Origin of the sequence: Streptomyces microflavus, from assembly GCF_014650075.1 — a bacterium.
Taxonomy (GTDB): Bacteria; Actinomycetota; Actinomycetes; order Streptomycetales; family Streptomycetaceae; genus Streptomyces; species Streptomyces microflavus.
Window position 1 is genome coordinate 48083 of sequence record NZ_BMUG01000017.1, and the last position, 12447, is coordinate 60529.

General features: G+C 72.9%; 12 protein-coding genes. 8 read left to right on the forward strand and 4 right to left on the reverse strand.

Annotation, left to right across the window (positions count from 1 at the left end; translation table 11 throughout):
• Positions 1 to 82 precede the first annotated feature (82 nt).
• Complete coding sequence (locus tag IE264_RS34880; RefSeq protein WP_015607807.1) at positions 83 to 313, forward strand: hypothetical protein; 231 nt, start codon at positions 83 to 85, stop codon at positions 311 to 313.
• Positions 314 to 455: 142 nt separating this feature from the next.
• On the opposite strand, the gene IE264_RS34885 is transcribed toward IE264_RS34880, so the two are convergent.
• Together IE264_RS34885 and IE264_RS34890 are read right to left on the reverse strand one after the other, a co-directional pair.
• The gene (locus IE264_RS34885; RefSeq protein WP_032756659.1) at positions 456 to 1655 is read right to left on the reverse strand and encodes a TerD family protein; all 1200 of its coding nucleotides are present in this window, start codon (positions 1653 to 1655) and stop codon (positions 456 to 458) included.
• Between the two features lie 118 nt (positions 1656 to 1773).
• Positions 1774 to 1995: a hypothetical protein gene (locus IE264_RS34890; protein WP_015607805.1), complete on the reverse strand. Its 222-nt coding sequence runs from the start codon at positions 1993 to 1995 to the stop codon at positions 1774 to 1776.
• Between the two features lie 269 nt (positions 1996 to 2264).
• On the opposite strand from IE264_RS34890, the gene IE264_RS34895 reads away from it, so the two are divergent.
• Positions 2265 to 3227: a 5-dehydro-4-deoxyglucarate dehydratase gene (locus IE264_RS34895; RefSeq protein ID WP_015607804.1), complete on the forward strand. Its 963-nt coding sequence runs from the start codon at positions 2265 to 2267 to the stop codon at positions 3225 to 3227.
• Positions 3224 to 4399 (forward strand): hypothetical protein, encoded by a 1176-nt coding sequence (locus IE264_RS34900; protein ID WP_032756660.1) that lies wholly within the window; start codon positions 3224 to 3226, stop codon positions 4397 to 4399. Before IE264_RS34895 ends, IE264_RS34900 begins: the two co-directional genes overlap by 4 nt.
• 42 nt (positions 4400 to 4441) lie before the next feature.
• On the opposite strand, the gene IE264_RS34905 is transcribed toward IE264_RS34900, so the two are convergent.
• Positions 4442 to 5356, reverse strand: coding sequence for a LysR family transcriptional regulator (locus IE264_RS34905; RefSeq protein WP_032756661.1), 915 nt, complete (start codon positions 5354 to 5356; stop codon positions 4442 to 4444).
• Between the two features lie 417 nt (positions 5357 to 5773).
• On the opposite strand from IE264_RS34905, the gene sfnG reads away from it, so the two are divergent.
• The 5 genes from sfnG (at position 5774) to IE264_RS34930 (ending at position 11196) form a co-directional block, all read left to right on the forward strand.
• A complete protein-coding gene (sfnG, locus tag IE264_RS34910; protein ID WP_032756663.1) occupies positions 5774 to 6874 on the forward strand; it encodes a dimethylsulfone monooxygenase SfnG in 1101 nt (366 codons plus the stop codon).
• Between the two features lie 40 nt (positions 6875 to 6914).
• Positions 6915 to 8132, forward strand: coding sequence for an acyl-CoA dehydrogenase family protein (locus tag IE264_RS34915; protein WP_032756664.1), 1218 nt, complete (start codon positions 6915 to 6917; stop codon positions 8130 to 8132).
• A 65-nt stretch (positions 8133 to 8197) separates the two neighbouring features.
• Positions 8198 to 8752 carry an NADPH-dependent FMN reductase gene (ssuE, locus tag IE264_RS34920; protein WP_015607799.1) on the forward strand — a complete coding sequence of 185 codons (555 nt, stop codon included), beginning with the start codon at positions 8198 to 8200 and terminating at the stop codon, positions 8750 to 8752.
• 82 nt (positions 8753 to 8834) lie between these two features.
• Complete coding sequence (locus tag IE264_RS34925; RefSeq protein ID WP_190167871.1) at positions 8835 to 10007, forward strand: SfnB family sulfur acquisition oxidoreductase; 1173 nt, start codon at positions 8835 to 8837, stop codon at positions 10005 to 10007.
• Between the two features lie 34 nt (positions 10008 to 10041).
• A complete protein-coding gene (locus tag IE264_RS34930; RefSeq protein WP_032756666.1) occupies positions 10042 to 11196 on the forward strand; it encodes an LLM class flavin-dependent oxidoreductase in 1155 nt (384 codons plus the stop codon).
• 283 nt (positions 11197 to 11479) lie between these two features.
• Here the strand turns inward: IE264_RS34930 and IE264_RS34935 are convergent, their stop codons facing one another.
• Positions 11480 to 12400, reverse strand: coding sequence for an alpha/beta fold hydrolase (locus IE264_RS34935; RefSeq protein ID WP_032756668.1), 921 nt, complete (start codon positions 12398 to 12400; stop codon positions 11480 to 11482).
• Positions 12401 to 12447: the final 47 nt, after the last annotated feature.

Genomic DNA, 12447 nt, shown 5'->3' on the forward strand with positions numbered 1-12447 from the left:
CGGGTCACGAATCCGGCACTTCTGGGGCTCGGGCGGCAAACGGGCATGGCGTAGGGCCTTCACAGGGCGCATACTCGACTTAATGAAACAGTCAGCCGGCTCCCGGCGATACCTGCCTTCCAGTCCCTTCAACCGCCCGGCCCAGGAGGCCCCACCGGTCGAATGCTTCGATGTGGGCGACAGGGTGTCGCACGACCAGTTCGGGCTCGGCAGAATCCTTGCTGTCGAGGGCGACAACGACGCAGTCCTCATCGACTTCTCGGGGCGACAGGGGAGGATCCTGAGCCCGTACTCCAAGCTGACCAAGCTCTGAGACACCGGACGAGCACGAGCAGCGTCCGTCTTCTCCGGATCCGGGGCACCTGAATCACATCAGGTGCCCCGGAAGCCGTTGTGGCCCGGCTCACCGGCCCCCAAGGGCTACCGGGCCCCGAAGGGCTACCGGGCCCCGGGGGTCAGAGGGACTTGGCGGCGGGCTTCACCATGCCGCGTACGGTGCGTGACTTCACGAACTCACCCATGGCCGTCATCTCCCACTCGCCGGTGAACTGCTTGATCAGCTTGGCCATCATGACGCCGGTCTGCGGCTCGGCGCCGGTCAGGTCGAACCGGACCAGCTCCTCGCCGGTGGCCGCGTCGATCAGGCGGCAGTAGGCCTTGGCGACCTCGTTGAACTTCTGGCCGGTGAACGAGTTCACCGTGAAGACCAGGCCCGTCGCCTCGGCCGGGATACGGCCCAGGTCCACGACGATCACCTCGTCGTCGCCCGCGCCCTCGCCCGTGAGGTTGTCGCCGGAGTGCTTGATCGCCCCGTTCAGGATGGTGAGCTTGCCGAAGTAGCAGCTGTCCAGGTGGTTGCGGTTGGGGCCGTAGGCGATGACCGAGGCGTCCAGGTCGATGTCCTTGCCGCGGAACGCGGGCTCCCAGCCGAGGCCCATCTTGACCTTCGACAGGAGCGGGGCGCCGCCCTTGACCAGGGAGACCGTCTGGTTCTTCTGGAGGTTCACCCGGCCCTTGTCGAGGTTGATCTTCCCGGCGGCCGCGGGCGGGGCGGCGGGCGGCGCCGGGGGAGCGGCGGGGGCCGGCGGGGCGATCCGCGGGTCGACCGGGGCGGCCACCGGGGCGGCTGCCGCCGGGGCCGGCGTGGCGGCGGGGGCGGCGGGCTCCTCGACCGAGACGCCGAAGTCCGTGGCGATGCCGGCCAGCCCGTTCGCGTAACCCTGGCCGACCGCGCGGGCCTTCCAGGCGCCGTTGCGCCGGTAGATCTCGATGACCACGAGCGCCGTCTCGCCGCCCAGCTGGGGCGGGGTGAAGGTGGCCAGCGCGGTGCCGTCGTCGGCGTTGCGCACGGTGGCGGTGGGCTCGACGCCCTGGAAGGTCTGGCCTGCGGCGTCGGGGCTCGCGGTGACGACGATCTTCTCGATGCCCGGCGGGACCGCGGTGGTGTCCACCACGATGGCGTCGGGCGCGGAGCCCCCGCCGGCGCGGTAGGTCACACCGGGGCCCGAGGGCTGGTTGTAGAAGATGAAGTCGTCGTCGGAGCGCACCTTGCCGTCGGCGGTGAGCAGCAGGCCCGAGACGTCGAGCCGCACCGGAGCGGCGACGTCCACCGCCACGCGGACGGCGGAGAGAGGGATGTTCGAGCCGGGGGTCATTGCGGTCATGCACGGGGTAACGAACGATCCCCCTTTGCCGTTCCCTTACCTTTGCGGCCGCCCGGCAGGCCGTCCTCCGCGCCCCCCGCGCGCCCATCCGAGACCACCCGCGCGACGCTCAGCGGCGGTTGCGCGGGTGGTCGCGGGCCGTGCGTTCGTTGCCGTGCTTGTACGCGCCGGTCCAGCGCGCCATCACCAGCTGGGCATCGCCCGACGCCACCTCGGCCAGGAACTTCTCCGCCCGGCCGCCGCGCAGGGTCCCCGCCGGGCGGCCGTGGTGGGTGATGGTGACGCTCTGGCCGCCGTGCTGTTCGTACTGGAATCCGGAAGGTCTCGGCATGTCCGTATCCTGCCCGCCCGGCAGCCCCCGCGTCGCCGGGATTTCCGCCGCCCGTCTCCTCGGGGGCGTACGCCGGCCTGCGGCGCGGGCCCCGTGCGGAATCCTGGCTGTAGTTCATATGCGTGGACGAGGTGGGTGGGTGAAGCGAGCCGTCCCCAGAGGCTGCGTCCGTCTTGACCCGCCCTCCAGGGCTGCCTTAGCGTTGCGGTGTTCAGAAATATATACACGGATCAGAGTTGTGCACGCTTGAATCTGCTCAGGGAGCGCCCGTGACCTCAGCCCCCCTCGCCGCCCGGCTCAGCGAAGTTCCCGGGCCGCTCTTCTTCCCCGTGACGGCCTACGGACCCGACGGCACCGTCGACCTCGACGTCTTCCGGGCCCATGTGCGCGCCGGGATCGACTCGGGCGCGGCCGCGGTTTTCGCCTGCTGCGGCACGGGCGAGTTCCACGCGCTGACCCGGGAGGAGTTCCGCCTCGTGGTCGCCGCGGCCGTCGAGGAGACGGCCGGGCAGGTCCCCGTCGTCGCGGGCGCCGGATACGGCACGGCCCTCGCCGTCCAGTACGCACGGACCGCCGAGGAGGCCGGTGCGGACGGGCTCCTCGCCATGCCCCCGTACCTCGTCGTCGCCGACCAGGAAGGGCTGCTGAACCACTACGCGGCGCTCGCGGCGGCCACCGGCCTGGAGACGATCGTCTACCAGCGCGACAACGCGGTCTTCACCCCCGAGACGGTCGTCGCCCTCGCCCGGACGCCCGGGATCATCGGGCTCAAGGACGGCTACGGCGACCTCGACCTGATGCAGCGCATCGTCAGCGCGGTCCGCACCCAGCTGCCCGGTGACGCCTTCCTCTACTTCAACGGGCTGCCCACCGCCGAACTCACCGGCCTCGCCTACCGGGGCATCGGCGTCACCCTCTACTCCTCCGCCGTCTTCGCCTTCGCCCCGGACATCGCTCTGGCCTTCCACCGGGCCCTGGCCTCCGGCGACGACGCCCTGGTGAACGGGCTGCTCGACCACTTCTACCGGCCGCTGGTCGAACTGCGGGCCAAGGGGCGCGGCTACGCCGTCTCCCTGGTCAAGGCGGGCGTCCGGCTCCAGGGTCTGGACGTCGGCGAGGTGCGCACCCCGCTCACGGAACCGCCCGCCGCCCACGTCAAGGACCTCATCGAGATCATCGCGAGCGGCCGCGCCCTGTTGGCGGAGAGCGCCTCCGAAAGAGGGCAGGAGTGAAGGCGAGCGCGTTCCTCTACCCGTGGGACGTGGTCGGGGACCCGGCCGCCGCCTCCCGTATCGCGGAACTCGGCGTCCGGCAGGTCACCCTGGCCTCCGCCTACCACTCCACCCGGGCCCTGACCCCCCGCCACCCCGCCCACCGCATCGTCACCGCCGAACACGCCGCCGTCCTCTACCCGCCGGACCCGGACCGCTGGGCGGGGCGCGCCCTCACCCCGTACCGGCAGAGCTGGGTGGCGGGCGACGACCCGTACGGGGAGGCGGCCGAGGCGCTGACCGCCGCCGGTCTTGAGGTGCACAGCTGGGTCGTCCTCGCGCACAGCTCCCGCCTCGGCGCCGAGCACCCGGACACCTCGGTCCGCAACGCGTACGGGGACCGTTACCCCTGGGCCCCCTGCATCGCCCGTCCCGCCGTGCGCGCGTACCTCGTGGACCTGGCCGCGGAGGCCGCCGCCCGGCCCGGCGCGCGCGGCACCGAGCTGGAGTCCTGCGGCTGGTACGGCTTCGCCCACCTCCACGCCCACGACAAGGTCACCGGCGTCGGGCTCGGCGACGCGGCGCAGTACGCCCTGTCGCTCTGCTTCTGCACGGAGTGCCGCGAGGGGTACGGGGAGGCGGACGCCGACCCGGACGAACTGGCCGCCGCCGTCCGCCGCGCCCTGGAACCGGCCTGGTCCGGCAGCGGCTCCACGGAGTCCGGCTGGGACGGCGTCCACCGGCTCCTCGGCCCCGAACTCGCGGACGCCACCCTGCGCTGGCGCGGCCGGGTCGCCCGTACATTCCAGGAGTCGGCCGTCGCCGCCGTCCGGGCCGCCGCCCCGCCGGGCTTCCAGGTGCTGCTGCACGCCGACCCCGCCCCGTCCCGCACCGGCGCCAACGTCGGCGTGGACCCGGGCCACATCCTCGATGTGGCGGACGGGGTGGTGCTGCCCTGCACCGGGCCCGACACCGTACGGGAAGCGGTGCTCGGGCCGTTCAAGGGCCGTACCGGCGTCCTCGCGGCCAACTTCGGTGTGGTCACCGGGATGGGCGGCAGCCCCCGCACCCTGGAGCGGGACGCGGCCCACGCCGCCTCGCTCGGCGCGGACCAACTGCGCCTGTACCACGCGGGGCTGGCCTCCGGACCGGACCTGGAGGCCGTCGCCGGCGCGCTGTCACGGATCGGGTGAGGCGGGCGCACCGGGGGCGGCGCGGGGCCGGCGGGCGGGGCCTCAGGAGCGCGGGACCATACGGTGCGCCTCCGCGCGCTCCACGAAGATCCGGTGCAGGTCGCGGGCGGCCCGGGTGACCGAGCCCGAGCGGCTGCGCTGCACCACCAGCAGCACCGTCGTGGAGTCGCCCGCCAGCGGACGGCAGGTGATCGCGCCGGTCCGCTCCAGCGGGTCCCCGACCACGCTGTAGTCCGGGAGCACGGTGACCCCCAGCCCCTCCGCCACCATCAGCTTGCCCATCTCCGCGCCGTCGGCGGAGTACGAGAAGGAGGGCACCCGGCCCTTCAGCAGCCGGTGGGTGAAGCGGTGCATCAGATAGCCGGAGCGCATCACGATCAGCGGCTCGCGCAGCAGGTCGTCCACCCCGACCGACTCCAGGGACGCCAGCGGGCTGTCGGGGCGCAGGCAGACGACCGGCCGGCCCCGGAGCAGCTCCGTGGTGTGCAGGTCGGGGGCCAGGTCGTCGCCCTCCAGATAGTTCACCAGGCCCAGGTCGACACCGCCCTCCAGCAGGGACCGGTGGATCACCGACTGCTGGGCCGCGATCACCTCCACCTCGGTCGCCGGGTGCAGCGCGTGGAACTCCCGGATCGCCGGTACGAGGAGGGGGACCGTCGCCGCGAACACCGTGCCGAGCCGGACCGTACGGCTGGTCCGGTGCTGCTCGTCGGCGGCCCGGCGCAGCCGGTCGACCGCGTCCAGCACCCCGATGATGTGCGGCAGCAGCTCGCGCCCCGCATCACTGATCGTCGCCCCCGACCGCTTCCGGTCCAGCACGGTCACCCCGAGCTCGCGCTCCAGGTTCCGCACGGTCTCGCTCAGCGCGGGCTGCGACAGGTGCAGTTCCTCCGCCGCCCGGCGCAGGGACCCCAGCCGGGTGACCGCCTCGATGTACTCCAGCTGCTCGATCCGCACGGCGGCCTCTCCCTCGACTTCCCCGCCCGGGCTTCTGTGGAAGGGAAACCCTATCGCTCCCTCGCCGATGCCTTCTCGACCTGGAGCGTTCCGGCACCCTACTCTGGGACCCGAAGGCGTCCCCGGATCACCGGGTGCCCGCCGCGGAACGCGAAAGGAGAGGGATGTGCGCTGCCTGACCCGTCGCCGCCACATCGACCTCGGCCGCGTTTCCAGCGCCTTCTGTTGTCGCGAAGTCTGAGGAGCTCCTTCCCCCTTCGCGCCCCGCGTACGCCGTGCACCTTTGCGTACGCCGTCGCGCTCGTGCGGTGACCACCGCACCCGGAACGCTCTCCTCCTCCCGCGCCCCTCGCCCCTGATCGGGTTTCTCGATCACCCGGGGCCACCTCGCCGTGCCCAGCCCTCCGGGAGAACCGCATGTCCACTCCGCCCTCCGCCGACCCGGTCCGCTTCGCGTACTGGGTACCCAACGTCAGCGGCGGCCTCGTCACCAGCACCATCGAGCAGCGCACCGACTGGGGGTACGACTACAACCGCGAACTCGCCGTCCTCGCCGAGAACAACGGCTTCGACTACGCGCTCAGCCAGGTCCGCTACATGGCCAGCTACGGCGCCGAGTACCAGCACGAGTCCACCTCCTTCAGCCTCGCCCTGCTGCTCGCCACCCAGCGGCTGAAGGTCATCGCCGCCGTCCACCCCGGTCTCTGGCACCCCGGCGTCCTCGCCAAACTGGGCGCCACCGCCGACCACCTGAGCAACGGGCGCTTCGCCGTCAACGTGGTCAGCGGCTGGTTCAAGGACGAGTTCACCGCACTCGGCGAACCCTGGCTGGAACACGACGAGCGCTACCGCCGCTCCGAGGAGTTCATCCGGGCCCTGCGCGCCGTCTGGACCGAGGACCACGCCGAACTCGCCGGGGACTTCTACCGCATCCGCGACTTCACCCTGAAGCCCAAGCCGATCACCTCACCGCACCGCCCGCACCCGGAGATCTTCCAGGGCGGCAACTCCACCGCGGCCCGGCAGATGGCCGGCCGCGTCTCCGACTGGTACTTCTCCAACGGCAAGGACTTCGACGGCGTCACCGAGCAGATCGACGACGTCCGCACCGCCGCCGGGAGCGCCGGACGCACCCCGCCCCGCTTCGGCCTCAACGGCTTCCTCATCGCCCGCGACACCGAGGCCGAGGCCCGCGACACCCTGCGCGAGATCGTCGCCAAGGCCGACACGGAGGCCGTCCACGGCTTCGGCTCGGCCGTCAAACAGGCCGGGAGCTCCACCGCCGACGGCAAGGGCATGTGGCAGGACTCCTCCTTCGAGGACCTCGTCCAGTACAACGACGGCTTCCGTACGGGACTCATCGGCACCCCGGAACAGATCGCGGAGCGCATCGTCGCCTACAAGCGGCTCGGCGTCGACCTGCTGCTCCTCGGCTTCCTGCACTACCACGAGGAGGTCGAGTACTTCGGCAAGAACGTGCTGCCGCTCGTCCGCGAACTGGAGGCCGACGCCCTCTAGTCCCGTCCGCCACCGTCCGACAGCTTGCGAAAGGTTCAGCATGAGCACCGCAGCACCCACGCAGTGGAAGACGCTCCCCGCCCCCGGCACCCCGGCGGCCTGGATCGAGCGCGCGGCCGAGGTCGCCGCGCTCCTCGCCACCGACGCCGCCGCCCGTGACAAGGCGGGCGCCACCCCGTACACCGAGATCCAGCTGCTCAAGGACTCCGGACTCGTCACCCTGCTCGGCCCGCCCGCCCACGGCGGCGGGGGCCAGGACTGGACGACCGCCTACCGGGTGATCCGTGAGGTCGCCAAGGCCGACGGCTCCATCGGACAGCTCCTCGGCTACCACTACCTCTGGAACTGGGCCGCCCGTCTCGTCGGCACCCGCGAACAGTGGGAGCACGTCGAGGCCGAGGCGGTCCGGCAGACCTGGTTCTTCGGCGGCGCGGTCAACCCGCGCGACACCGACGTGGTGGTCACCGAGCACGGCGACGACCTCCTCTTCACCGGCGCCAAGACCTTCTCCACCGGCAGCAAGGTCTCCGACGTCACCGTCCTCGAAGGCGTCCTGGAAGGCACCGACCAGCACATCTTCGCCATCGTGCCCTCCGACAGCGAAGGCCTCGTCTTCCACGACGACTGGGACAACATCGGCCAGCGCCTCACCGAGAGCGGCGGTGTCACGATCGACGGCGTCCGCACCCCGTGGGCCTCGGCCGCCGGTTACGTGGACAAGGAGTTCCGGCCCCGCGTCTACAACACCCTCAACGTGCCGACGATCCAGCTGGTGTTCATCTCCTTCTACCTGGGCATCGCCGCCGGGGCCCTGGAGACCGCCGCCACCTACACCCGCACCAAGACCCGTTCCTGGCTGCACGGCGGCTACGACCGGGCCGTCGACGAGCCGTACGTCATCGACACCTACGGCGACCTGACCGCCAAGCTCTGGGCCGTCGAAGCCCTGGCCGACGCGGTCGCCGCCGAAGGGCAGAAGCTGCACGACGCCCCGGACGAGGTCACCGAGCGGTCCCGCGGCGAGTTCGAGGTCCGGGTCGCGGCAGCGAAGGCCCGCGCCACCGAGGTGGCCCTGGAGGTCACCAGCCGGATCTTCGAGGTCACCGGCGCCCGCGCCACCGCCTCCGCCGAGGGGCTCGACCGCTTCTGGCGCAACATCCGCACCCACACCCTGCACGACCCGGTCGCCTACAAGCGCCGCGAGGTCGGGCGCCACGTCCTGACCGGCGAACTCCCCGAACCCACCTGGTACTCCTGACCCGCCCCGGGCCCGGTGCGCACCTTCCCCGCACCGGGCCCGGACAGCCCCAGAAACGAGGTCCCATGGCCACCGTCCTGTCGGTCTCCGGCAGCCCCTCCGCCACCTCCCGCACCGCCCGGCTGCTGCGCCACCTTGACGCCGACCTGAGCGCCCAGGGCCACGAGGTGATACCCCTCGACGTCCGTACGCTGCCCGCCGAAGCCCTCCTCGGCGCCGACTTCGCCCACCCCGAGATCGTCCGAGCCACCGAGCTGTTCGCCCGCGCCGACGGCATCGTCATCGGCACACCCGTCTACAAGGCCGCCTACTCGGGCCTGCTCAAGACCCTCCTGGACCTGCTGCCCCAGTACGCGCTCACCGGCAAGACCGTGCTCCCGCTGGCCACCGGCGGCTCCACCGCCCATGTCCTGGCGCTCGACTACGCCCTGCGCCCGGTGCTCTCGTCGATGGGGGCCGCGCACATCGTGCAGGGCTGGTTCGTCCTGGACCGGCACATCACGACGGGCGAGGACGGTTCGGTCGTCCTCGACCCCGCATCCGCTGCCCCGCTCGACCAGGTGGTCGCCCAGTTCGCCGCCGCCCTGGACCGGACCGCCCCGGTCCCCGCCACCCGCTGACCCCTGTCCGTACCGCTATCCGTACCGCTCCTGGAGGCAGGCCGTGACCGCGCCGACCCGACGACCACCCATCACCGCGCGGGTGATCCGCGACGACGCCGAGGCCCTGCGCACCGCCGCCGGACTCGCCGGGGAGTTCCGCGCAGGAGCGTCCGGGCGGGACGCCCGCCGTGAGCTGCCCCGCGCCGAACTCGACCGCCTCACCGCCACCGGCCTCCTCGCCATCACCGTCCCTGCCGAGCACGGCGGGGCCGACGTCTCCGCCGTCACCCTCGCGGAGGTCTTCCGGCTGCTCGCCTCCGCCGACGCCAGCCTGGCGCAGATCCCGCAGAGCCACTTCGCGTACGTCAACGTGCTGCGGCAGCAGGGCAGTCCGGAGCAGCAGGCCTTCTTCTTCGCCGAGGTGCTGGCCGGCCGCCGCTTCGGCAACGCCCAGTCCGAGGCCGGGACCAAGCACCTCCAGGACATCCGCACCCGGCTGGCGGACGCCGGGGACGGCTCGTACCTCCTGACCGGGGTGAAGAACTACTCCACCGGCGCCCTGTTCGCCGACTGGATCCCCGTCCTCGCCCGCGCCGAGGACGACCTGCTCCATGTCGCGTACGTCCCCGCCGACGCCCCCGGCCTCACCGTCGTCGACGACTGGGACGGCATGGGGCAGCGGACCACCGCGAGCGGCACGGTCCGCCTGGAGTCCGTCCCGGTCCCCGCGGCCCACGTCGTCCCCCACCACCTCACCTTCACGGGCCCCCAACTCCACGGCGCGATCGCCCAGTTGCTGCACACCGCCATCGACGCGGGGATCGCGGCCGGGGCGCTGGCGGAGGCGGTGGACTTCGTACGGACCCGGAGCCGGCCCTGGTTCGAGAGCGGATACGCGAGCGCCGCCGAGGACCCCCTCCTCATCCAGCGTTTCGGTGAACTCGCCGTCCGCCACCGGGCCGCCGACGCGCTGCTCGTGGCCGCCGCGCGGGCCGTGGACACCGCACGGGCCGGTCTGGACGACGACAGCGCGGCCGAGGCGTCGATCGCCGTGGCGGCGGCGAAGGCGTACGCCGGGAGCGCGGCGCTGGAGATCGCGGACGCGCTGTTCGAGGTCTCCGGGACGCGCGCCGCCCTCGACAGCCTGAACCTGCACCGGCACTGGCGCGACGCCCGCACCCACACCCTGCACGATCCGGCGCGCTGGAAGATCCAGCACATCGGGCGGTACGTCCTCAACGGCACCCGCCCGCCCCGCCACGGCCTGCTCTGAACCACCATCCCCTGCGGCTTCCTTCGGAGAAACGATGTCCCTCACCTTCCACTGGTTCCTGCCCACCAACGGCGACAGCCGCCATGTCGTCGGCGGCGGCCACGGCACCCCGGTCACCGCGGCGGGGGGCGACCGGCCGCCGACGGTCCGCTACCTCGCCCAGATAGCCCGCGCCGCCGAGGACGTCGGCTTCACGGGCGTGCTCACCCCCACCGGGGCCTGGTGCGAGGACGCCTGGCTCACCACCGCGATGGTCAGCCAGCACACCGAGCGGCTGAAGTTCCTGGTCGCCTTCCGGCCCGGCTTCATCTCGCCGACGCTGGCCGCCCAGATGGCCTCCACCTACCAGCGGCAGACCGGGGGCCGGCTGCTGCTCAACGTCGTCACCGGCGGCGAGAGCCATGAGCAGCGCGCGTACGGGGACTTCCTGGACAAGGACGCCCGCTATGCCCGCACCGGCGAATTCCTGCAGATCGTCCGGCAGTTGTGGGACGGCAAGACCGTCGACCTGGACGGCGACCACCTCCATGTCGAGCAGGCCCGGCTGACCCAGCTCCCCGACCCCGTACCGGAGGTCTACTTCGGCGGCTCCTCCCCGGCCGCCGGACGCGTCGCCGCCCGCTACTCGGACGTCTACCTCACCTGGGGCGAACCGCCCGCCCAGGTCGCGGAGAAGATCGCCTGGATCAGGGGGCTCGCCGCCGAGGAGGGCCGTACCGTACGGTTCGGGATCCGGCTGCACGTGATCACCCGGGACACCTCGGAGGCGGCCTGGGCCGAGGCGGACCGGCTGCTCGCCGGCTTCGACCCGGCGGCCGTGCGGTCGGTCCAGGAGGGCCTGGCGCGCAGCGAGTCCGAGGGGCAGCGGCGGATGCTGGAGCTGCACGGCGGCGGCCGGGACGGCCTGGAGATCCACCCCAACCTGTGGGCGGGCATCGGCCTCGTCCGGGGCGGCGCGGGCACCGCCCTGGTCGGCAGCCACGCGGAGGTCGCGGACCGGATCAGGGAGTACCACGCCCTGGGCATCGACGAGTTCGTGCTCTCCGGCTACCCGCACCTGGAGGAGGCGTACTGGTTCGGCGAGGGCGTCCTGCCCCGGCTGGCCGAGGAGGGCCTGTGGACACACCCGGCGGGCCCGGTCCGGCCGGGCGGCGCCACGGAGATCCCGTTCGCGGGCGGGGCGCGGTGAACGGCCTCCCGGCCGCCGGAGCATGCGCGTGCCGGGGCACGCGAGCCCGCCCTGATCCGAACGAAGGGCCCTAGGGCCTGTCGTCAAACTGCCGCCTGCCGGGCGACGCCTGGCACGCACGCTCGCGGCGTTGCCGAAATGGCCAAGTAGCTCCTTCCCCAAGCTCTCAACTGCGTTCGAGCAGGGGAGACCCCATCCGAGACCATTCCGGCGCCTTGCGATCGCACGCACCAGACGCCGCCCGGCCGCCCTTCGGGCGACGACGGCAGTTTGACGACAGGCCCTAGAGGCTGACCACCAACCTCCGTACCTCCTCCGCCAGTTCCGCCGCCGAGGTGGTCAGCACCATGTGGTCCGCCTCCGGCAGCACCACATGCCGGCCGGGCGGTGACTGCCGGGCCCGGAACGCGTGCGAGACCGTCGCCCGCTCCCGTACGGACTCCGGCATGCCCACCGACGTCCGCCCCGCCGACACCACGGTCACCGGCAGCCCCGCGAGGCCGGGCGGGTTCTCCAGCAGCGCCCGCAGGTCGCCCGCCGCGTCCTCCAGCTCACGGCCCCGGGTGCGGGTCATGGCGACCGTGTACCCCTCGGCCCGCATGTCGGCGGCGGCGTCGGGCGGCAGGGCGGCGGTGAGGGAGCGGTAGGCGCGGCCCAGCAGCCCCAGCCGGGCCATCAGCACCGTCGCCAGCTGCCCGACCCGCTCGGCCCGCCGCATCGAGGGCTGGAACAGCAGGTCGCACGCCTCGTCGGAGGGGTCGACGAGCACCAGCCCGGCCACCCGCGCGGGCCGGGCGGCGGCGGCCAGCCGCACCAGGGGGCCGCCCCAGCTGTGGCCGACCAGGACGTAGGGGCCCTCGGGGCCGAGGTGGTCCAGCAGATCGCCCAGGTCCTCGGCGAGCGTGTGCAGCCGGCGCGAGACCCCGGCCGGGGCGGCGGGGCTGCGGCCGAGGCCGCTGCGGTCGTACACCACCGTGGGCGCGACATCGGTGAGCGCGGCCTGGACGGGGGCCCAGTACGAGCGTCCGGCGGCGAGCCCGCCCTCGAAGACCACGGTGGGTACGGCCTCCGCTCCGGCCGGGCCCGCCAGCCGCTGGTAGTACAGCTCCCGCCCGTCGCGGGTGCGCGCGATCCCCGGTTCGCCCTGGCTGTGGGCGGGGGTGACGGCTCCGCCGCGTCCCGTCCCGTGCTCTGTCGGACCCATTCCCGCGCCTCCCGCACACACTCGGTCGTGGACGCACCGCCGGGCGT